We start from the raw sequence: 20,528 nt of genomic DNA, 5'->3' as shown, positions 1-20,528 counted from the left end.
TACATTATAACCAACTTGCCGCACATAGAAGATCATTTGGGTGAATAAAAATCTATACCGATCCTATAGATTGAGAAGAAATAAACTATGTGAACTTCCTTTATATCAAAAATGTTCTTGGAACTAAAAGAATCCGCTTTAAGCAGATTCTTTTAGTTGATTACTATTAATCAACGAACTGTAATATAATGTTAACTTTTATTTTATCCGTTGTAAATCATCAAAGAAGTTTGGATAGGATATGGCTATAGAAGATATATCATCTATGATAACATCTTCTTCTGTAATCAATGAAGCAATTGCACTCATCATGGCGATACGATGATCGTTATAGGAGGCAGCTTTCCCGCCTTTTAGTTGGGTTTTCCCGTGAATAAGCATCCCGTCTTCTGTAGCTTCAATAGAAGCTCCTAACCCATTTAATACATTCGTAACAGCTGTAATTCGATTCGTTTCCTTTACTCGTAGTTCCTCTGCATCTTTAATTACAGTCGTTCCTTCAGCTTGGGTGGCAAGTAAAGCAAGCACTGGAATTTCATCAATTAGTCGAGGGATCAAATCTCCCTCTATCGTTACACTTCTTAGTTCTCCAGCTTCCACAATAATATCTCCGAAGCTTTCTCCGCCTAACATTTGCTCATTCAAGATATTTATTCGTACACCCATCTTTTGGATCACATCAAGTATTCCTGTTCGTGTATGGTTTAATCCAACACGCTTCAATGTCAATTTGCTACCAGGTACGATAGCTGATGCAACGATAAAAAAAGCAGCCGATGAAATATCACCAGGTACATATACGTCTGTACCCTTCAGTGTTTTTTCGTTTGTAACAGTAGTTTTTAGTCCTTCTGTTATGATGGAGGCACCGAAAGCCTGTAACATCGTTTCTGTATGATTTCTGGTTAGATTAGACTCTCTAACTATAGTTTCTCCTTTTGCCTGGAGACCTGCCAGCAATACCGCTGACTTCACTTGTGCACTTTTAACGGGCAAACTGTAATCAATTCCAATCAATGACTGACCCGTAATAGTTAATGGTAAATAACTGCCAGAATCCGCCCCATCAATTTTTGCGCCCATTTTTTTTAGAGGGTTCACAACCCGATCCATAGGTCTTTTGGTTAAAGAAGCATCGCCATATACCGTTGAGTTGAACTTCATTCCAGCAAGTACCCCAAGCATTAATCTAGCGGTTGTGCCCGAATTTCCGAAATCAAGTTGTTCTGTAGGTTCCTTTAGGTTTGTTATTCCCCTGCCATCTATTCTGAGTTCGTCTCCTCTTTTACTTATCGCAACACCCATCGCTTGGAAGGCTTTTACAGTCCGCATGCAATCTTCCCCATCAAGGAAGTGGCGCACATGTGTAACGCCGTGTGCCATAGAACCGAACATTACAGCGCGGTGAGAGATCGACTTATCTCCAGGAACTTCTATTTCTCCATCTAGAGAATGATTAACAGATTTCAATCGCTTTTCCATTAAAGCCCTTCCTCCTTTATATGATACTAATTATTTTTCTACCATTGTTTCATAACCATGATCACGTAATAATTGGCTTGCATGGCCCAAAAAAGTTTGGGAAGAAAAAGATAAACGTAATGCTCCCGTGATCCCTTCTCTAATTTCAAGGATTTGAATATTATTAATACTAATTGAATGCTCTGCTAGCAACTGCGTAACACTAGCAATAGCACCTGTTTGGTCACGGATGTCGACATAGAGATCATAGTAAGAAGGAATGGCACCTTTTTCTTTTTTACCAAGTCCGTCTCGGTATACTTGAGCTTCCTCTAAATAGGAGATCATTGTCTTTCTATCTTTTTGCTCCACAAGTTGCTTAAGAAAGGACATTTCTTTAATCCACTCATCTAATAATTGGACCATTTTTTCTCGATTATGATGAAAAATATCTTGCCAAAGGACTGGGTTACTTGAGGCAATACGTGTAATATCACGGAACCCCCCTGCTGCAAGATTTGGTAAATACTGATGTGTCTCTTCCCACTTTCTAGCCTGGTGAACAAGGGAAGAGGCAATGAGGTGAGGGAAATGTGACACAACCCCCGTCATTTCGTCATGTTCCGTTGCATTTAATTCAATAAATTTACAATTTGTTGCTGAAAGGATTTCTTTTAGTTGTTTAACTTGATTCGTATGTACAGTACTTCCCGAAACGAGAACATATATAGCATTTTCAAATAAATGGGCCTTTGCTGCCTGTACCCCTTTTTTGTGCGACCCTGCCATGGGATGTCCGCCAATAAAGTATAGGTGGGGATTTACTAAATTCTCAGCAGCCTCCATTACTGGCCTTTTTACAGAGGACACATCTGTGATGATAATGTCTTTCTCAAAACTTACATTATCAAGCTGCTCCATTAATCTAATTGTCTCAGAAATTGGAGCTGCTAGAATGATATAGTCAGCTCTTTTAGCGACTGTCATCAAGTCAGTAGCAGCTTCATGAATCATACCCATTTCTAAAGCAAACTGGAGTGTTTCGTTGTTTGTATCATAACCGATTACATAAAGACCATTATCACGAACCACACTCTTCGCAATGGATCCACCGATTAGGCCAAGGCCGGCCACTACGATTACTTGTTTCACAATGAAAGCTCCTTCTTTAATTGTTCGTTATAATTTCTAAGAACATTTTTTAATGTTTCCATGTCCTCCTCTGTACCCAGTGTCATTCTAATTGTTTGTGGACAACCTAGAAGTTCTCCAGGACGGACAATATAGCCTCTCTCAATTAGATGTTGGAAGACTTCCATCCCACTAACTGGGGTAGAAACGAGAAGGAAATTAGTTTGTGATGGAATATATCCCCAACCGAGATCATCAAGAAAAGCTTCAAAGGACTTCCTGACTGAAAGATTCTTCGAATAAGTTTCTTTCATAAATATCTCATCTTCTATTGCCATTTGGGCCGCTTTTTGAGCAATAGATGTGGTGTTAAATGGGCCACGAATCACATCCAACTTTCGAATTAGCTCTGGATTAGCAAGTCCATATCCAATACGCAAGCCCGCGAGGCCGTAAGCTTTGGAAAATGTCCGTAAGATGATCAAATTGGGATAGCGTGATAGTAATTTTATTGCTTGAGGGTCTTCCTCTTCTTCCATGTACTCATAATACGCTTCATCTAATGCTACTACGACATGCTGTGGGCATATATCAAGAAAGTCATATAGTAACTCTTTTTCAATAACGCTACCAGTAGGGTTGTTAGGAGAACAAAGCCACATAACATTCGTTTGATCATCAATCGCTTTAAGCATAGAATCAAGATCATGATGCCCATCAACTGTAGGGACTTCCTTAATGTCTGCTCCTTCAATTAAGGCATTATGTTTATATTGAGGAAAGGATGGTGTAGGCATGATCACATTAGCACCTGAATATAAAAAAGCCCTGCTCAACATTTGAACAATCTCTTCAGATCCGCTCCCGAATATAATTTGATCTTCTTCTACTTCACATTTTTCTGCTATCGCTTTTCGGAGCTCAGTAGAATAACCATCTGGATAAATGTTAAAATCGATCGGGTTTTCTTTAAAATATGCTTTTATTGTCGAAGAATAACCATATGGGTTCTCATTAGAGGAAAGCTTAACGATTCTCTCTAAACCATAAGCTTCCTTAATTTCTTTCATTTGTTTTCCTTGTTGGTATGGTGTCAATTTATCTAGAATCTTTTTCCCACGCATGAATCACAAACCGCCTTTCTCTGTTAAATCAGGACGTAGCTTTATTGCTTCATTGTGAAAGATGTGGTTAATTCTAGACTGGTCAGTTTTTATATTGGCGACCATCATAACTCGGATACAGTTTGTCAGACTACCTGGCACGTCTATTTCTGACATACACATTACAGGAACATACGTGTAACCTGGCAATTCACGCAAACCTTTGGCTGGAAATGTTGCATTTAAATCTTGTGTAACAGAGATAAACACATGGGAAATATCTTCTGGTGCAATGTTATTAGCTGTAACCATTTCTTCTATAAGTCTACGTGTTTCTTCTATTATGGTAGTTGCTTCATTTTGAACTACAGTCGTTGCCCCTCTTATACCACGTGTCATACTTCCACCAACCTTTTTGAAAATGAATGTAAATAGTTTTGTAATGCTTCGTCAGAAACAATTCTATTCACAGGTTTTCCTGTAGTCTCTAGGAGTACCATTTGTATATTGTTATCTACTGTCTTTTTGTCTGCTTTCATTTTTTTAATTAATGCTTCTGTATCGGAAAGTAACTTTATATGAAGTGGATAGTCATTTACCTTCATCCAATCGTATATTTCCTTATATGGAAGATTCGTATTAAAAAGGTCCTCACTAATATGTAGTGAGAATAATGTACCGATTGCAACCGCCTCACCATGAGTTAACTTACCGTATCCATGATAAGACTCCAGGGCGTGCCCAAGTGTATGACCGAGATTTAGATATTTACGAACTCCAGCTTCTTTCTCGTCCTGTTGCACAATAGCTGCTTTCTTCAAAATTCCTGCTTTTAAATCAATGCTGAGTTTGCTAGGAATGAGATTATTTAAATCTGCATTTAAAACATTGGCTAAAGTAACCTGATCCGTAATCAAGGCTTCTTTGACTAACTCTGCGTATCCTGAACGAACTTCTTTTGTAGGAAGTGTAGATAATGTTTCCACGTCATATATGACTGCTGTAGGAGGATAAAAGCTGCCGATGAGATTTTTTCCGTATTCATGGTTAATGGCAACCTTACCTCCAACACTACTATCATGTGCTAGAATTGTTGTTGGCATCTGTATATAATCGACACCACGCATAAAGGTGGCCGCAACAAACCCTGCTAAATCGCCTACTACTCCACCTCCAAGCGCTACTATTAAAGAATTTCTATCTAATCCGCATTCTAAAGCAACGGTTTGCAACTTATAGAATGTCGCAATGTCTTTCGATTGTTCTCCAGCGTTAATACTTGTGTGAAAAATGTGTTCGCTATCTAATCCTGCTAAAACATCTTCTAAGAATAATTCACCAACATTTTCATCTGTCACAATTAAGATGGAAGAATAGTCTTTGCTAAGAAATTTACTGAGCTGGGATCGTATTCCTTCTCCCATAATAATGGTGTAATCGTGCATACTTGATTTGATTACGATTTCCTCCATTAAAAACACCTGATTTCATCTCTATATTCCTCCACTGCCTTTTTCAGTTGAGAAAATTGATCACTGGTAAATTGTTCTGTTAAAGCATTAGCTAATTCAAACGCTACAACGTGTTCCATAACCACAGCAGCTGCGGGCACCGCACAAGCATCTGATCGCTCTACCGTTGCTTTGAAAGGCTCTTTTGACTCAATATCAACACTTTGAAGAGGCTTTTTCATAAGAGTTGGGATTGGTTTCATAACCCCTTTTATCACAAGCGGCATTCCTGTAGTCATCCCACCTTCAAAGCCTCCTAGACGGTTAGTTTTACGGTAATATCCAGAAGTTTCGTCCCAGGCTATCTCGTCATGTACCTTACTGCCATTTCGGCGGGCTGCTTCAAATCCTAAGCCAAACTCCACTCCTTTAAATGCATTAATACTGACAACAGCGCCTGCAATCCGGCTATCAAGCTTTCTATCAAAATGTACATAGGAACCCACACCAGCAGGCATTCCTTCTACGTAGACTTCTACCACGCCACCGATCGAGTCTCCTTCTTTCTTTGCCTGATCAATTGCATCCATCATAGGCTGTTCTACTTCTTTATCTAGAACCCTAACTGGGGATTCTTCAGCAGTATTTTGTCTTTCCTGCATAGTTAATTCTGGCTTTTCCTCTGCTTCAATTCCTGCAATCTCCCTAACATAGGAAGCTACCTCTATACCTAGTTGTCTAAGTAATGTTTTTGCTACAGCTCCGGCTGCCACCCTAGCAGCAGTTTCACGTGCAGACGATCTTTCCAATACATTACGAATGTCGCGATGTCCATATTTTAAAGCACCGTTTAAATCTGCATGACCTGGTCTTGGCCTTGTTATGACTCTTCTGATTTTTGTATCTTCATCAATTGGGTCATCACCCATAATATCTACCCAGTGTTTAAAATCATCATTATGTATAACGAGAGATAGCGGTGATCCTAAAGTGTAGCCATGTCTAACTCCGCTCGTAATTTCCACAAGATCTTTTTCAATCTGCATTCTTTTACCACGCCCATGTCCTTTCTGTCTACGTAGTAAGGATTCATTAATGTTTTCTTTCTGTAATGGCATTCCAGCCGGGACGTTTTCAATAATGGTAGTTAATTGTTTTCCGTGGGATTCTCCTGCAGTTAAATAGCGCATATTCATACTCCTTTAAGATTTTTCTAACTACTATAACATATCTTACAGAATTGTGGTAAAAAAAATCATGAAATGCTCAATTTATGTATAAAACAGTCCATCTTATCGTTTCTCATAGAAGAAAGTATCCTTTAAACTCATCTTGTAGGTAGCTGGACTAAAAATCTGTTCCGTGCTACCGACAAACAGAAATCCTCCATTTTTAAGTGATGCGCTGAAATTATGATAAATGGTTTCCTTTGCAGTGTCAGTAAAATAAATTAGGACATTTCTACATACGATCAGGTCCATGTTTTTGGGATAACTATCAGCTAGTAAATTGTGCTGCTTAAATATGATCTTTTCTTTAAGAATAGGTTTTACCGTATAAAGGCCATGATGTTCACTAAAATATTTTTCTTTTAGTTTAGCAGGTAATTCTTTTAAGGACTGCTCACTGTAAATTCCCTGCTTCGCTTTTTCTAAGGCGTTTTGATCAATATCAGTTGCGGTTATTTGAAAATTTGTCTCGGGAAAATATTCATTTAAAAGAATTGCTAGACTATAAGGTTCCTCACCTGTAGAGCACGCAGCACTCCAAATAGATAACTTAGGTGTGTTTTTTAGCAACAATGGGAAAATTTCCTTTTCTAATACTAACCAACGCTTTGGATTGCGATAAAATTCAGATACATTAATTGTAATTCTATCTATGAACTCACTTAATAATGAATCTTCTTGATTTAATGCTTCGAAATATGATTTGAAATTAGAGTAGCCTCTTTTATTTCGTAAAGAGGTAAGTCTTCTTTTCATTTGTGCCTCTTTATATAAATTAAGGTCAATCCCAAGTTTCGATTTTATATTTGCGGTAAATCCAACGTATTCGTCAATCATGTTCATTCCTCTTTCGCTAGCTTAATTTTTTATAAATGAAAAACCTCCGCATTTAAAACGGAGGCTTTTGCTAAACTGCTTAATAAATCCAAGCACTATCCTGTTTTTCGTAAGTAGTGGTTTCGCTTTCATTGAAGAACAACGCGATTTCTCTTTCAGCGCTTTCTGGTGAATCAGAACCATGAATAACATTTTTACCAACTGTCACACCGAAGTCACCGCGTATTGTCCCTGGCGCTGCTTCAAGAGGGTTCGTTTTCCCCATCATTTCTCTTGCAGTTGGGATAACATCCTGCGCTTCCCAAACCATTGCAAATACAGGGCCAGAGGTGATAAATTCAACCAATTCCCCGAAGAAAGGTCTTTCCTTATGCTCAGCATAATGATTCTTTGCTAGATCCTCTGAAATTACCATTAGCTTTGCACCAACGAGTTTAAAACCTTTTCTCTCAAAACGGTTTACGATCTCGCCAATTAAGTTACGCTGTACACCATCGGGTTTTACCATTAAAAAAGTTTTCTCCATGCTTTCACCCCTCAAATATGTATAGGCTTAATAGACTACCGTAAAAATTCTATCAAATTTTTTGAAAAATAACAATAGATTTATCAAGAGCGTCTTTTCCCGATATATTTAGCAATGTTTTCTAGTGTGTGCTTTGCGCGCCCTTCCGGCAGTTCTTCCAAAGCTTTTAAGGCTTTTTGCAGATATAGTTCACTAAGTTGATACGATTGCTCGATGGCATCGGTATTTTTTAAAGCATACAAAATATTACCAAGCTGCTCTTCGTCTAAAGTATCGTTGGCTTGGATTGCACTTTTTAAAACAGAAGCAAATTTTTTATCTTTCATTGCGTATAGTACAGGCAATGTTATATTTCCCTGTAATAGATCACTACCTGACGGCTTACCCAATTCTTTTTCCGTTGAGGTGAAATCTAATATATCATCAATAATTTGGTAGGACATTCCAATATAATAGCCGTATTTATAAAGATTGTTAGCTTGTGCTTCTGTTAAATCAGAAACCAAAGCCCCTAATTGACAACTTGTAGCAATAAGCAGAGCCGTCTTACGTTTAATACGACGCAAATAATCGCGAAGTCCTTGGTCCCAATTATATTTGTCTTTTATTTGTTCAATCTCTCCAACACAAACTTCCACGATTGTTCGTGAAAGAAGCTGATGAACAGGAGTATCTTCAATCTGGGTTATTTCTTCAAGTGCTCTAGCTAATATATAATCCCCTGTATACATAGCAACCCTATTGCCATAAAGTTCCCGGATAGTTGGCTGACCCCTTCTTAACGATGCATCATCAATAACATCATCGTGGACTAATGTAGCCATATGAATGAGTTCAAGCGATACAGCAACTGTTTTGACGCGGTCTGGCTGATATCTTCCCAGTTGTCCTGATAGTATCACAAAAACAGGTCTTATCCTTTTACCACCTGCTTTAAGAAGCTCCGTTGAGGCAGCATGCAGTATAGGATGCTCTGCTTGAAATACTTCATTAAGGGATTCCTCTATTATGTCTAAATCTCTTTTTAAAAAACTATAAATTCTTGCTAGCTTCATGTGTGTCACCTTTAACTTCACTTAAAAAGTATAAATTTATTAATCCATAAAAGATTGCTTTATTTGTGCCCCATATGCATGGCAGCTACTCCACCAGTATAGCTTTTGACTTCTACACGGGAAAAACCTGCTTGGTGAAATAATTGTTCTAATTTTTCTTTATCCGGAAAGTCCTTTGCTGACTCATGCAACCAGGCATATTCTTTATAGCTCTTTGCCATCATTCTACCAAGCAATGGCATTATAAATCGGAAATAAAGATAGTATAGTTGGCGAAATCCTACTAATGACGGCTGAGAAGTTTCTAAGCATACTACTTTCCCACCTGGCTTAACTACCCTATACATCTCTTTTAGCACCGTTACATAATCAGGAACATTGCGCAAGCCAAAGCCTATCGTCACATAATCAAACGAATTATCCTCGAAAGGAAGCTCCATAGCATTCCCATGAAGTAATTCAAGCTGGGTTAATTGAAGATCTTCTTTCTTTTCTTTGGCAATAGATAACATATTTTCACTAAAGTCTAGTCCGATAACCTTTCCACTTGGGCCCACAATAGCTGCTGAAGATATTGCCCAATCACCTGTTCCACTGCAAACGTCAAGAACTTGTGAGCCTTCTGCCATATTCATTCGGCGCATGACATCTTTTCGCCACGATTTATGACGCTGAAAGGAAATAATGGAATTCATTTTGTCGTATTTCCCATAAATCTTTTCGAATACATGGTGTACTCGTTCTTCTTTAGATTGTTGTGGCTTCATGTATCTATCCTTCTTCCGCTAACGTGCTGTTTTCTTTTAGGAGTTCTTGGATGGCTTGTCCAAGTATTGTCTCCTTATTTGAATTGTTTTCCATAAAAAGAGAAAGCTTTTGAAGGCTTCCACCAATTTTCTCGTTTACTATAGCAAGAACGTCTTCCTTGTTTCCTTTATCTGTATAATGAATTCCTGCATCAATCAATAGTGAATTACCATGTTGTAAATAGTTCTGCTTCTCTCGCAGTAAACGGTTCGTTAAAATCCATTCCCTGTAAATACTTTCGTAGGCATTGTTATCAACATAGTTTGCAACACTTGTAATAAGTAATGATTCTATGTTCGTTAAAATGTTGAGGTAATCTTCAAAAGTAGATGCCTCATTATAGTACAATTTCATTTTATTTTCGTTTATTTCTTTAATGGCATTTGCCAATTTATGTATAAGATCTATTTCTTTCATCTCGGATAAGAGTAAATAATAAAGGCCACTGTAATAATCTCCAGCTAATACATTTAGCTGTCCAGCTACTTTTTTTCCTTTGTCTTCATCCACCTTACTAGTCGCAGGAACCTTTTCATGCGTATCAAGAGCCACCTGAACGAGCATAGCTGTAATAATGTAGCTTTCTTTTTGTGAAGTAGACAAGGATGTCTCATCTATTATCTCAGTTAAAAGGATAAGCTTACCTTGATCTAATATAGGCTTCTCAATATGTTTATATAAGTAAGCATGTCTCATTTTTTCGCGGATTAGCTCTTTTAGGTGGTAAATGTCCAATCTTGCAGTCATCAAAATATCACCATAGCCCTTTCATTGTTTCACTAACGCTTTCGTTATTATAGCATAAATTAAGTGATACCGATAATCAAACAGTCCGACAAAGCCTTATCATTATGTATTTTCAATCTCGCCATGGCTAGTTTGTATGATTGCCTTGCCTCTAACTTTTACCGCAGAAGTATGCTCCGTAAACTGGGCAATCATCACTTCATTTCTATCAAGCTTTTCGGAATGATGGAATCTAGTATCTGTCCCTCTAGTCAATCCAATCACGCTGACACCATCTTCCAAAGCCTTTATAACGAAAAAGTCTGATTTAGCTGTTGAATCATCCATATTTATTCCTCCTTAGCATTCTCATTAAAATAATCTACCATCTATCCTGTAATGTCAAACATCCAGGTACTAGCTATTAAGTATAGAAAGATAAATTTTAGAAAAACTCCCATTCGCTCGTCTTATAGCGAATGTATACGTTTTTCTTATACTTGGAACATCAAAATTTTTACTGCATCGTAATTGCTTCCTAGCTAAAATTTTATACTTTCCTAATGTGAAAGAAAAAAAGGATACGCCTAAGCGTATCCTCTCCCTTAGCCCTATGTAAAATTATTTTACACTATCTTTAAGGGCTTTTCCTGGTTTGAAAGCAGGAACTTTACTTGCAGGGATTTCAATCTCTTCTCCAGTTTGTGGGTTACGCCCTTTACGAGCTGAACGTTCACGTACCTCAAAGTTACCGAATCCGATTAGTTGTACTTTTTCACCGTCTTTTAGTGAATCCATGACAGATTCGAAAACTGCATCAACTGCTTTGGTTGCATCTTTCTTAGAAAGATCGCTTTTTTCTGCTACAGCATTAATTAAGTCTGTTTTGTTCATGACATTCACCTCCTCCCAAATCTTTTCAATCGAGATTAGCTCACAAAAAGAAACTATCATCATTTGTTTACCAATCTGCCTGTTTTTATACTTAAAGCCATCACTTTCTTTTGATGACAAGGCTTATATTAACCGAGTTCGCTGCAAAATTCAACAATTAGTGCTGAATTTCTATGTTTTTATTTAAAAAAAGTAAAATATATCCAAAGAAACTCCTAATTTTTACCAAATTAATCTATTTTAATAACTTGTCTGATTTGCTGCGAAACTCTGGCTTTAAAGCTTATTATACATATACGACATGAAAATTAGAATTCCTGCCGTTGCAGAGAAAATATCTTGAACAGAGTGAAAAATGATGAATTATCTAATCAAATTATCTTTTTAGAAACAAACAAAAAGCAGCTAAAATTAGCTGCTAAAGGATAATTGCTATTAATCCACCAGAACCTTCGTTAATAATTCTTTCCAGTGTATCTTTTAATTTGTATCTTGCATTCTCAGGCATGAGAGCAATTTTTGCTTGAATTCCTTCCCGCACGATAGAACTTAATGATCTGCCAAATATATCAGATTCCCAAATGGATAATGGGTCTTCCTCAAAATCCTGCATTAGGTAACGAACTAGCTCCTCGCTTTGCTTTTCTGTACCAATAATTGGCGCAAACTCCGATTCAACCTCTACTTTAATCATATGAATGGATGGAGCAACAGCCTTTAAACGGACGCCGAATCGTGACCCTTGACGAATTATCTCTGGTTCATCTAATATCATGTCTTCAAGGGATGGCGCTGCAATACCATAGCCAGTCTGTTTTACCATTTTTAGAGCACCGGACACTTGGTCAAATTCTCTCTTCGCATGCGCAAAATCTTGCATTAACTGAAGTAAATGGTCTTTTCCACGAATCTCTTCTCCAACAATTTCTTTGAGAATATTATCGTAAAGATAGTCAGGGGCATGTAGATCAATCTCTGCTACTCCTTCTCCCATCTCCATACCCGCCAGGTTAGCTTTATCAATATATTCATAGTCCCTAAATTCACCGACTATTTGGTCTACATCTCTTAAACGCTTTATGTTTTTAACTGTTTCCTGTATCGCTTCTTGGTAATTTTTTCGTAACCAATGTTTTTCGTTTAATACCATAACCCAGCTTGGAAGGTTTACATTAACCTCTAGTACTGGGAACTCATACAATGATTCTCTAAGGACATTGTATACGTCATGCTCTGTCATAGATTCAACACTCATGGCTAGCACTGGTATATCATACTTCTCTGCCAGATCCTGCCTAAGCAGTTCTGTTTCCTGGCTAGTTGGCTTAACCGAGTTTACAACCATGATAAATGGTTTGCCCACTTCTTTTAATTCATCCACTACTTTTGCTTCAGCATCGATATAATCACTTCTTGGTATTTCGCCAATTGAACCATCTGTTGTAACAACAACACCTATAGTCGAATGCTCCTGAATTACTTTTCTTGTTCCAATTTCTGCAGCATCATGAAATGGAATAGGTTCTTCATACCACGGAGTATTGATCATTCTTGGACCATTCTCATCTTCATATCCTTTGGCGCCCTGTACAGCATAACCTACACAATCAACTAGTCTTACATTTACATCTAATCCTTCTTCCACATTAATGGATACTGCTTGATTTGGAATAAATTTAGGCTCTGTTGTCATAATTGTTTTTCCAGCAGCACTTTGTGGCAGTTCGTCAAGCGCACGGGCACGGTCTGTGTCATCCTCAATGCTAGGAAGTACAACCAGCTCCATGAATTTCTTAATAAACGTCGATTTTCCCGTCCGGACTGCACCTACTATACCAAGGTAAATATCTCCATTTGTCCGTTTTGAAATATCTTTAAAAATATCAACTCTTTCCAAAAGATCCCCTCCCGATCTCCTTGCATTTGTTTACGTACAGACTGCGATTAATTGACATTACAAGTCTATGATGTTGTCCTATCAAAATATGACTTAAATATGTGTAAAAGTATTATTACTCATTCCCTTCGCATCCAAATGTATGGCGGTATACAAATAAACCCTTGCAACAATATATGTTACAAGGGCATGTTTATGATATTTATTTGTCATTCATAAATACTGGTTCTCCTTGACGGACAGTATAGGGTAACGAGTACGCAGGGACGAATGGTGTGTTCTCTGCAAGCAGAAAGCGTATGTCATCCCCGTCCTGGTATGTGTGCTCATAGTCCTCTAATGCATTAAGAAGATCAATACGATAATCTACATAAAGATTTCCATCTACATCCATAATTATAGGAAGATTTTCTTGGGAGTATGGACTAACAACATGTGGTGGGTTTTCAAACCCTAATTTCTCATAATCAATTGTAAATATACCTTCTTCTATTTCCTTTTTAAAAGGTGGATATATATGTTCGTTCCGATATATATCTAATTTGACATTCACACTTCTAATTTGCTCTGTAATGCGTAAATCAATTAATTTTACCCGAGGATCTTCCTCGGGAGTAATCAATGTATATTGGTAAAGTCCCCCATTTTCATAAGCAGTACCTGGTATTTCTTGTAGAATGTTATTTTCCTTTAATAAGGAAAAATCAACCAAGTATTTTTGAAATAAAGGAGTATCATTGTCCTTTGTTTTAATTGGAACCAAACCCTGCTTCGTTTCTCTATACTGCTCCACCGCGCTCTGAACCATCTTTAGTTGTGCTTCATTAGGGGGCTGGTTCTTTGCAAGTTCTCCTTGGGGATATAAGCAACCGCTTAATACGGCAAGTATACAAACCATAGTGAAAACAAGTATGTAGTTGTGTTTCATATTAATCCTCCCTATGTACTATCCTGTTGGTCCACTGAATACAATATAAAAGATAATAAGTCCACCTGAAATTAAAAATATGTATGCAAGAATTGACACAATCACGGCTAATACTCCTTTAAGCTTATAGCGACTTAGCAGAATGAGCCCTATAGCAAGAAATAAAAATATCATGCCAGCGAATGATATATACATCTTAAGCATTGATAAAGACAATTTTCTTCACTCCTGTATGCGTTCTCTTAACAATTTCATGCATGGAGTATTATACCATAGAGTAATCAAACCAAACATAAAATTGTGTTTGTTATAAAGAAAAGCGTAAAGTGTCGCCATTGTGAGCCAAGGTGATATGACTCGTCTATGGGCACACTTAGGAACAAAATTTAAAATGAAAAAACCGGGATTAAGAGGGCTAGCCTTATCCCGGAATGACTAAATAATGTCCGCTACAGCTCTATTGTGAATGCTTGTGCGATTTAGTGTATGCAGCTGGAAGCATTACGGTATCCTCAATTGCCTATACTCCTACTACTTTTTAAAAAGTTTGTTTAATGATTGCATATCCATTGGAACATTGTTCTTTGTAATAGACTCAACTATTTTGTCTTCTTTTTCTTTTGGTATAGATTTATTAGCTAACTTGGCCAAATGACGAACCAGTTGTCTCACCGTTTGCTCATTGGAAAAATCAGCATTCTTCACAGAATCAGCAACTTTATATACATCCTCTGGCTTCACATTTGCATTCTTCTGTATCTTATCAAACAGACCTTTTTGAAAGTTATTCACCTATTCTCCTCCTTGCATGTGTTATTCAACATAGTATATGCAAGGAGGTATAATCCGTGTTATTGGGTATATCGCTCATTTAAGAGCGCAGCTAGGTCGTCCATTTCTTCTCGCTTCGTTCTACTCATCAGTTGCTCGACAACCTTTTTAGGGTTCTCTTCTTCAAAAAGAATTTGGTATATGCCTTTTGTAATTGGCATTTCCACATCTTGTTCTTCAGCAAATTGATAGGCAGCCTTAACCGTCCTAACTCCTTCGACGGCCATCCCCATTTGTTCTAAAACATCATCAAGCTTATAACCTTTGCCCAATAGGTTCCCGGCACGCCAGTTTCTACTATGGACACTCGTGCAAGTCACAATTAAGTCGCCGACTCCAGGTAAACCTAAGAAACTTAATGGATTTGCACCAAGGGAAGTTCCTAGTCTGGCAATTTCAGCTAATCCTCTCGTTATGAGAGCAGCTTTAGCATTATCTCCATAACCAAGGCCATCTGAAATCCCTGCTCCAAGCGCGATAATATTTTTTAAAGCGCCACCTAGTTCAATTCCAAGTATATCTGGGCTCGTATATACACGAAACGCATCATTGATAAATAAATCTTGCGCGTATGAGGCATTTTTGGCATCCTTTGAAGACACTGTTACCGTAGTTGGTTGCCTTAATGCTACTTCTTCAGCATGACTAGGTCCAGATAGTACAACAATTTCTTCTTCCGTGTATTGTTCCATTTCTTCAGCTATTAGCTGTGAAACGCGTTTAAGTGTTACAGGTTCTATCCCTTTAGTTGCATGGATGATGGTAACTTTTTGTTTTAAGACAGCTTGCAGCTGCTTACAAACATCGCGAATTGCTTTGGTAGGAACCACTACAATTACTGCCGATACTCCATCCACTGCTTCGCTTAGATCGTGATATGCTCTAATTTGTTTAGGTATCTCTACATTCTTGAGATACTTTTCATTACGATGCAGGTTATTTATTGCTTCAGCTTGCTCAATACGGTGTGTCCATAATCGTACTTCATGATCATTATCAGCAAGGACAATACTTAAGGCTGTTCCCCAGCTCCCTGCTCCAATAACTGCTACTTTCTCCATATGCCCTTCCTCCTTATTGTCTTCTTCTTGCAAATAGTTTTATAGGTGTTCCAACAAAACCAAAGGCATCCCTGATTTTGTTTTCTAGAAAACGTTCGTAGGAAAAATGCATTAATTCGGGATCGTTTACAAATACCACGAAACTTGGTGGTTTGACAGCAACTTGTGTTGCATAAAGTACTTTAAGCCTTTTCCCTTTTAAGGTAGGGGTAGGGTTCATTGCAATTGCATCCATTATGACATCATTTAGCACATTGGTAGGTACACGTTTTGCATGATTTTCACTTGCTAATTTGACAGCAGGTAAAAGGGTGTGTAATCGCTTTTTGGTCTTTGCAGATAGGAAAACCACTGGTGCGTAATCTAAATACTGAAAATGTGCACGAACTTTTGTCTCAAATTCCTTCATCGCTTTCTCGTTTGATTCTACGGTATCCCATTTATTTACTACAATGACAATAGCTCTTCCCGCTTCATGAGCATAACCAGCAATTTTCTTGTCTTGCTCTCTAATACCGGTTTCTGCATCAATTAAAACGAGCACAACATCAGATCGTTCAATGGCTTTTAACGCCCGTAAAACACTGTATTTTTCAGTTGTTTCGTACACTTTCCCTCTCTTACGCATACCTGCCGTATCAATAATGACGTAATCTTGTTCGTCTCGAGTTAAAGTGGTATCGATTGCATCTCTTGTGGTGCCTTCTATTTCACTTACAATAACCCGTTCCTCGTTAAGCATGGCATTAACAAGGGAAGATTTTCCGACATTCGGACGACCAATTAAACTAAAGTAAATGGTCTCTTCATCATAGACTTCTTCAGATCGTTGTGGGAAATGGCCTACAACTGCGTCTAATAAGTCTCCTAACCCTAACCCATGCGATCCTGATATAGGGAATGGTTCCCCAAAACCTAATGAATAATATTCATAAATAGTTTCACGCATTTCTGGGTTATCAATTTTGTTTATCCCAAGTACTACTGGCTTATTAGATTTAAATAGCAGCTTGGCTACTTCTTCATCAGCACCAGTTATGCCTTCCCGACCATTTAACAGAAAGATAATAACATCAGCTTCATCAATTGCTATCTCAGCTTGTTGTCTCATTTGGACTAGGAGTGGTTCGTCCCCAATCTCTATTCCACCAGTATCAATAAGATTGAATTTGGAAGTTAGCCATTCAGCTTCTGCATATATTCGGTCACGTGTCACACCGGGTATATCTTCAACGATTGAAATTCTTTCTCCGACTAGTCTATTAAATATTGTCGACTTTCCGACATTAGGTCTTCCTACGATTGCTACAACAGATTTTCTCATGAAAGGAGCATCCTCTCTCTATACGTTCTTATTTTCCTAACATTTATTCATTCTAGCAAAAGTAACACATATTAACAATTTATTTTTAATGTTTTACAATGATGTACATCTCATCCGAGAGGGAATGCGCAATCCCATCGTTATCGCTTCAAGGTTTGCAGCTACCTTTGCTGACTCTTTTGCATCATTACAATAAAAAATAGGTGCGCCACCACTGACTTTTGATTGGTTTGTTGTTATTACTGCTAAAATTGCTTTTTCAATCTTCATATTTTATTGTTTCTCCTTACTATGAGATTTTGACTCTGATGGCATTCGGATTGCATTTTCCAAAACTGGTACGGCACCTATTACTTCAATCGCTTTTTGCTTTTCCCTTAGCTGTGGAAGAATAAATATACCAATTCGTCCATCGTCTAAATCTCTCTTAATTAGAGGCGTTAGAGCTGGTGTCCCAGAATCCCTTACAACACCTAGTGAAACAGAAACATCATGAAGGATCGCCTGACGTTGTCCAAGATTTCCAATCGTAGTTATGACATTCATATTTTTCGGTGTCAAAATAAAACCCATTCCATATTTAAGAATTTCCTTTTGCCTTTCAGGTAGCCCTATATTCATAATATAAATATTGTCCACGTAGAGACCAGCCCCTTCAAATCGAAGCTCACGGTAGTCTATGTTGACAATATCTTTGATAGTAGAACCACTCATAAGTGCTCTATTTACAATTAAGCTCACAATCGCTCCAGCAAGCGCGATGTAAACGTTAAATACAATATACAAGAGAGTGGTAATAAATGCAGTCATGATAACAAGATAGTTTCTACTTTCAAATGAAATGGCAATACCCTCAATATACGTATTCCCACGGGGTACCAGTTCAAACTCATCAACTTCGGTTAGTGTGTTACGCTCCATATTTCTAACTTCTCTAAATTGAGTGGCAGCTACTGTAAGAAAGGTAACAGCTGTGAATTCCATTTCCATTATGGCGGGAACGGCCACTGCTCCAAGTGCGGCAGCAATAAATCCAAGTGATAAATGAATAACTTTCCCATGTAAGTATGTAGGGTACTGTCGATAATCGGTCCTAAGCATTAAAATTCTCGCGAATGTCCCTAATAACACCCCAAAGATTATGGGGTATGTATATTCATTCATTTTGCTACCTCCAGGTCTATAGGTATATTATGATGCTTGGCTTTTTTGGTTCTACTTTTTCGTATTATGTCTAAAAATGCAATAAATACTATCGCAATCATAATATTGCCTAAAAAAGGAAGTTCACCAGTGCCTCTTGAAAGTCCGTATGAAGATAGAGTAAAACTAAAGACACATTCGCCAAAGCTAGTTCCAAGCAGTACTACACATAACCGGCTCTCAAGTCCCCTCACAAGCAGCAGGGCTGTCAGACTAAGGAGAAGAGGAACTAACACTTCTCTAGGCCAAAAAAGCCATATTGGAGCAGCTTTTTCCCAAAAAAGGAGGGAAGCATAGCCGAGCATTATGGTAAAGGTACATATGGTTAGGTAAATCTGCCGCTTAAGGTGAAGGAGGAGAATAAAGGAACCTATTATTAAAAGAAATAAGGAGGTATTATATTCTATCTCTCCTATCATTACATTGGTATTAGATAAAATTAAAATGCTAAGGAGCCATACTGTATATAAGTCTCTTTTCTTTCCTCTCTTCATAAAAAACGTTGTCGTGATCCAAAGCATCCATCCAACCCAATAAAAATATGCTTCGTTTGTCATTAATAATCTCACCTGCCCCTCTTCATTATGGGTGTTTTAGCTGCTATGTATACAATGCCCCATATTGAAAACTGCAGCTGTGTATGCTAGAAAGGGGCTCAGTTACGTTAAGTTAAACAAACTTGTTGATTTCAGAACATATGTAACAAATAATTGGTGATAGTACTTTCATAGACAACAAAAAAGCGCCTCCCAAACTGGGAGACGCTTTTTTCTATAATTATTATTTATACTTATTTAATTTATCTCCGATGAAATCACCTAGCTGGAACCCAGACTGGTCCTCATCTTTTGCGTATTGCTTATATTCCTTTTCAGCTTGTTCTTGTTCTAACTCCTTAATACTTAATGAAATACGCTCTTCGCTTTCATTTACATCAAGTATTTTGACGTTAACTTTTTGCCCAACTTCTAATACTTCTTGAGGTGTACCAATATGTCGGTTGGCAATTTGCGAAATATGCACAAGGCCTTCTACACCAGCTTCTATTTCAACAAATGCACCAAAGTTAACTAGTCGTCTGACCGTCCCTTCAACTGTATCACCAGCAGAGAATCTACTTTCAATATCTGACCATGGTCCTGGGATTGTATTTTTATGCGATAAAGAAATTCGCTCGTTATCCATATCTACTGAAAGGACTTCAACCTTTAGTTTTTCTCCTTCAGATACTACATCTGAAGCTTTTTCAACGTGTTTATGAGCTAATTGGGAGATATGAACAAGTCCATCTACTCCTCCAAGATCCACAAAAACACCAAAGTTTGTAATACGTTGCACTGTGCCTTCAAGCACTTGACCTGCTTCTAAAGACTGTAGCAATTCACCTTTTTTTGCCTGCGCTTCATCTTCAGCTACAGCACGGTGTGAAAGGATAATTCGATTCTGATCTTTGTCCAGTTCAGCAATTTTAACGGCAAGCATTTTATTTTTATAATCTGAGAAATCTTCCACAAAATACGTTTCGACTAATGAGGCAGGAATAAATCCTCTAACTCCTACATCGACTACAAGACCGCCTTTAACTACCTCTTTCACTTCTGTTTCAAAGATTTCACCGCTTTTGTATTTTTCTTCAAGCTCTCCCCATGCTTGATCAGCATCTATTGCTTTCTTAGAAAGGACAACTTCATCATCATCTATTTTTTTAACTTTAAGTGTTAGTTCGTCTCCTTCTTTCACAACGTCGCCAGCTTGTTCCACATGCAAACTGGATAGCTCACCAATTGGTACTATACCCTCTGTTTTGTAACCAATGTCTACAAGTACCTGTTTTTCTTCAACCTTGATTACCTTGCCAGCAATAGTAGTACCTACTTGTAATTCTGGTAATTCATTGTTTTGTTCTGTCATATCCTAGCCCTCCTAAGTACATATCAAAAAACGCATTAACGTAACATCATTTAACTCTATCTTTTTGAATTTAGAATTAAATAGAAAGTTCCTTTTCTATAACTTCTAATAATTATAATTATTTGTCAAGTAATGTTGTTTGATTCTGATAAT

At 37.7% G+C, this 20,528-nt stretch carries 22 protein-coding genes and 1 pseudogene; all 23 read right to left on the bottom strand.

Translation table 11 applies throughout. The annotated features are described in order from the left end of the window. Positions 1 to 198: 198 nt before the first annotated feature. The 23 genes and pseudogenes from aroA to rpsA all read right to left on the bottom strand — a co-directional run bounded on the left by aroA (position 199) and on the right by rpsA (position 20,375). Positions 199 to 1,482, bottom strand: coding sequence for a 3-phosphoshikimate 1-carboxyvinyltransferase (gene aroA, locus K3T81_RS06830; RefSeq protein WP_238018984.1), 1,284 nt, complete (start codon positions 1,480 to 1,482; stop codon positions 199 to 201). Between the two features lie 30 nt (positions 1,483 to 1,512). Further along, positions 1,513 to 2,613 carry a prephenate dehydrogenase gene (locus tag K3T81_RS06825; protein WP_238018982.1) on the bottom strand — a complete coding sequence of 367 codons (1,101 nt, stop codon included), beginning with the start codon at positions 2,611 to 2,613 and terminating at the stop codon, positions 1,513 to 1,515. Then, positions 2,610 to 3,716: a histidinol-phosphate transaminase gene (gene hisC / locus K3T81_RS06820; protein ID WP_106896807.1), complete on the bottom strand. Its 1,107-nt coding sequence runs from the start codon at positions 3,714 to 3,716 to the stop codon at positions 2,610 to 2,612. Before hisC ends, K3T81_RS06825 begins: the two co-directional genes overlap by 4 nt. Positions 3,717 to 3,719: 3 nt before the next feature. Further along, positions 3,720 to 4,094 (bottom strand): chorismate mutase, encoded by a 375-nt coding sequence (aroH, locus tag K3T81_RS06815; protein ID WP_036572818.1) that lies wholly within the window; start codon positions 4,092 to 4,094, stop codon positions 3,720 to 3,722. Further along, a complete protein-coding gene (gene aroB, locus K3T81_RS06810; protein ID WP_238018980.1) occupies positions 4,091 to 5,167 on the bottom strand; it encodes a 3-dehydroquinate synthase in 1,077 nt (358 codons plus the stop codon). The genes aroH and aroB overlap by 4 nt, the downstream gene beginning before the upstream one ends. Further along, positions 5,167 to 6,336, bottom strand: coding sequence for a chorismate synthase (gene aroC / locus K3T81_RS06805; RefSeq protein ID WP_106896809.1), 1,170 nt, complete (start codon positions 6,334 to 6,336; stop codon positions 5,167 to 5,169). Before aroC ends, aroB begins: the two co-directional genes overlap by 1 nt. A 102-nt stretch (positions 6,337 to 6,438) precedes the next feature. Then, the gene (locus K3T81_RS06800; protein WP_238018978.1) at positions 6,439 to 7,212 is read right to left on the bottom strand and encodes a CheR family methyltransferase; all 774 of its coding nucleotides are present in this window, start codon (positions 7,210 to 7,212) and stop codon (positions 6,439 to 6,441) included. Between the two features lie 79 nt (positions 7,213 to 7,291). Continuing rightward, positions 7,292 to 7,738, bottom strand: coding sequence for a nucleoside-diphosphate kinase (gene ndk, locus K3T81_RS06795; RefSeq protein ID WP_238018976.1), 447 nt, complete (start codon positions 7,736 to 7,738; stop codon positions 7,292 to 7,294). Positions 7,739 to 7,821: 83 nt separating this feature from the next. After that, positions 7,822 to 8,793, bottom strand: a complete 972-nt coding sequence (hepT, locus tag K3T81_RS06790; RefSeq protein WP_238018974.1) for a heptaprenyl diphosphate synthase component II — start codon at positions 8,791 to 8,793, stop codon at positions 7,822 to 7,824. Between the two features lie 59 nt (positions 8,794 to 8,852). Continuing rightward, positions 8,853 to 9,560 (bottom strand): demethylmenaquinone methyltransferase, encoded by a 708-nt coding sequence (gene menG / locus K3T81_RS06785; protein WP_238018972.1) that lies wholly within the window; start codon positions 9,558 to 9,560, stop codon positions 8,853 to 8,855. 4 nt (positions 9,561 to 9,564) lie between these two features. Next, on the bottom strand, positions 9,565 to 10,347 hold the full coding sequence (locus K3T81_RS06780) for a heptaprenyl diphosphate synthase component 1 (protein WP_238018970.1): 783 nt from the start codon (positions 10,345 to 10,347) through the stop codon (positions 9,565 to 9,567). Between the two features lie 102 nt (positions 10,348 to 10,449). After that, positions 10,450 to 10,674, bottom strand: coding sequence for a trp RNA-binding attenuation protein MtrB (gene mtrB, locus K3T81_RS06775; protein ID WP_036572810.1), 225 nt, complete (start codon positions 10,672 to 10,674; stop codon positions 10,450 to 10,452). Positions 10,675 to 10,947: 273 nt separating this feature from the next. Continuing rightward, positions 10,948 to 11,220: an HU family DNA-binding protein gene (locus tag K3T81_RS06770; RefSeq protein WP_036572809.1), complete on the bottom strand. Its 273-nt coding sequence runs from the start codon at positions 11,218 to 11,220 to the stop codon at positions 10,948 to 10,950. A gap of 418 nt (positions 11,221 to 11,638) precedes the next feature. After that, a complete protein-coding gene (gene spoIVA / locus K3T81_RS06765) occupies positions 11,639 to 13,117 on the bottom strand; it encodes a stage IV sporulation protein A (RefSeq protein ID WP_106896816.1) in 1,479 nt (492 codons plus the stop codon). A gap of 202 nt (positions 13,118 to 13,319) precedes the next feature. Further along, entirely contained in the window at positions 13,320 to 14,045 is a 726-nt protein-coding gene (locus tag K3T81_RS06760) for a hypothetical protein (RefSeq protein WP_106896817.1), read from the bottom strand. 18 nt (positions 14,046 to 14,063) lie between these two features. After that, on the bottom strand, positions 14,064 to 14,261 hold the full coding sequence (locus K3T81_RS06755) for a DUF2768 domain-containing protein (protein ID WP_106896818.1): 198 nt from the start codon (positions 14,259 to 14,261) through the stop codon (positions 14,064 to 14,066). A 315-nt stretch (positions 14,262 to 14,576) separates the two neighbouring features. After that, positions 14,577 to 14,837, bottom strand: coding sequence for a stage VI sporulation protein F (locus tag K3T81_RS06750; RefSeq protein WP_036572804.1), 261 nt, complete (start codon positions 14,835 to 14,837; stop codon positions 14,577 to 14,579). Between the two features lie 59 nt (positions 14,838 to 14,896). Further along, positions 14,897 to 15,937 carry an NAD(P)H-dependent glycerol-3-phosphate dehydrogenase gene (locus K3T81_RS06745; protein WP_106896819.1) on the bottom strand — a complete coding sequence of 347 codons (1,041 nt, stop codon included), beginning with the start codon at positions 15,935 to 15,937 and terminating at the stop codon, positions 14,897 to 14,899. Positions 15,938 to 15,950: 13 nt separating this feature from the next. Continuing rightward, positions 15,951 to 17,261 carry a ribosome biogenesis GTPase Der gene (gene der, locus K3T81_RS06740; RefSeq protein ID WP_036572801.1) on the bottom strand — a complete coding sequence of 437 codons (1,311 nt, stop codon included), beginning with the start codon at positions 17,259 to 17,261 and terminating at the stop codon, positions 15,951 to 15,953. Positions 17,262 to 17,346: 85 nt separating this feature from the next. Continuing rightward, positions 17,347 to 17,531: pseudogene (locus tag K3T81_RS06735) on the bottom strand (capping complex subunit for YIEGIA). A 3-nt stretch (positions 17,532 to 17,534) separates the two neighbouring features. Beyond that, entirely contained in the window at positions 17,535 to 18,425 is an 891-nt protein-coding gene (locus K3T81_RS06730) for a YIEGIA family protein (protein WP_106896821.1), read from the bottom strand. Next, entirely contained in the window at positions 18,422 to 19,021 is a 600-nt protein-coding gene (locus K3T81_RS06725; RefSeq protein WP_238018969.1) for a YphA family membrane protein, read from the bottom strand. Before K3T81_RS06725 ends, K3T81_RS06730 begins: the two co-directional genes overlap by 4 nt. 223 nt (positions 19,022 to 19,244) lie before the next feature. Next, complete coding sequence (gene rpsA / locus K3T81_RS06720) at positions 19,245 to 20,375, bottom strand: 30S ribosomal protein S1 (protein WP_238018968.1); 1,131 nt, start codon at positions 20,373 to 20,375, stop codon at positions 19,245 to 19,247. Positions 20,376 to 20,528 lie beyond the last annotated feature (153 nt).

Origin of the sequence: Oceanobacillus jordanicus (assembly GCF_022095695.1) — a bacterium.
GTDB classification, from domain to species: Bacteria; Bacillota; Bacilli; order Bacillales; family Amphibacillaceae; genus Oceanobacillus_B; species Oceanobacillus_B jordanicus.
The sequence above is the reverse complement of the archived record's forward strand: the minus strand, read 5'-3'. Positions and strand labels throughout refer to the sequence as shown.

Excerpts from the sequence above, each read along its gene's own strand:
- aroA (WP_238018984.1), bottom strand. The coding sequence starts at position 1,482 with ATGGAAAAGCGATTGAAATCTGTTAATCATTCTCTAGATGGAGAAATA.
- hisC (WP_106896807.1), bottom strand. The coding sequence starts at position 3,716 with ATGCGTGGGAAAAAGATTCTAGATAAATTGACACCATACCAACAAGGA.
- aroH (WP_036572818.1), bottom strand. The coding sequence starts at position 4,094 with ATGACACGTGGTATAAGAGGGGCAACGACTGTAGTTCAAAATGAAGCA.
- aroB (WP_238018980.1), bottom strand. The coding sequence starts at position 5,167 with ATGGAGGAAATCGTAATCAAATCAAGTATGCACGATTACACCATTATT.
- aroC (WP_106896809.1), bottom strand. The coding sequence starts at position 6,336 with ATGCGCTATTTAACTGCAGGAGAATCCCACGGAAAACAATTAACTACC.
- K3T81_RS06800 (WP_238018978.1), bottom strand. The coding sequence starts at position 7,212 with ATGATTGACGAATACGTTGGATTTACCGCAAATATAAAATCGAAACTT.
- ndk (WP_238018976.1), bottom strand. The coding sequence starts at position 7,738 with ATGGAGAAAACTTTTTTAATGGTAAAACCCGATGGTGTACAGCGTAAC.
- hepT (WP_238018974.1), bottom strand. The coding sequence starts at position 8,793 with ATGAAGCTAGCAAGAATTTATAGTTTTTTAAAAAGAGATTTAGACATA.
- menG (WP_238018972.1), bottom strand. The coding sequence starts at position 9,560 with ATGAAGCCACAACAATCTAAAGAAGAACGAGTACACCATGTATTCGAA.
- K3T81_RS06780 (WP_238018970.1), bottom strand. The coding sequence starts at position 10,347 with ATGACTGCAAGATTGGACATTTACCACCTAAAAGAGCTAATCCGCGAA.
- mtrB (WP_036572810.1), bottom strand. The coding sequence starts at position 10,674 with ATGGATGATTCAACAGCTAAATCAGACTTTTTCGTTATAAAGGCTTTG.
- K3T81_RS06770 (WP_036572809.1), bottom strand. The coding sequence starts at position 11,220 with ATGAACAAAACAGACTTAATTAATGCTGTAGCAGAAAAAAGCGATCTT.
- K3T81_RS06760 (WP_106896817.1), bottom strand. The coding sequence starts at position 14,045 with ATGAAACACAACTACATACTTGTTTTCACTATGGTTTGTATACTTGCC.
- K3T81_RS06745 (WP_106896819.1), bottom strand. The coding sequence starts at position 15,937 with ATGGAGAAAGTAGCAGTTATTGGAGCAGGGAGCTGGGGAACAGCCTTA.
- der (WP_036572801.1), bottom strand. The coding sequence starts at position 17,261 with ATGAGAAAATCTGTTGTAGCAATCGTAGGAAGACCTAATGTCGGAAAG.
- K3T81_RS06730 (WP_106896821.1), bottom strand. The coding sequence starts at position 18,425 with ATGAATGAATATACATACCCCATAATCTTTGGGGTGTTATTAGGGACA.
- K3T81_RS06725 (WP_238018969.1), bottom strand. The coding sequence starts at position 19,021 with ATGACAAACGAAGCATATTTTTATTGGGTTGGATGGATGCTTTGGATC.
- rpsA (WP_238018968.1), bottom strand. The coding sequence starts at position 20,375 with ATGACAGAACAAAACAATGAATTACCAGAATTACAAGTAGGTACTACT.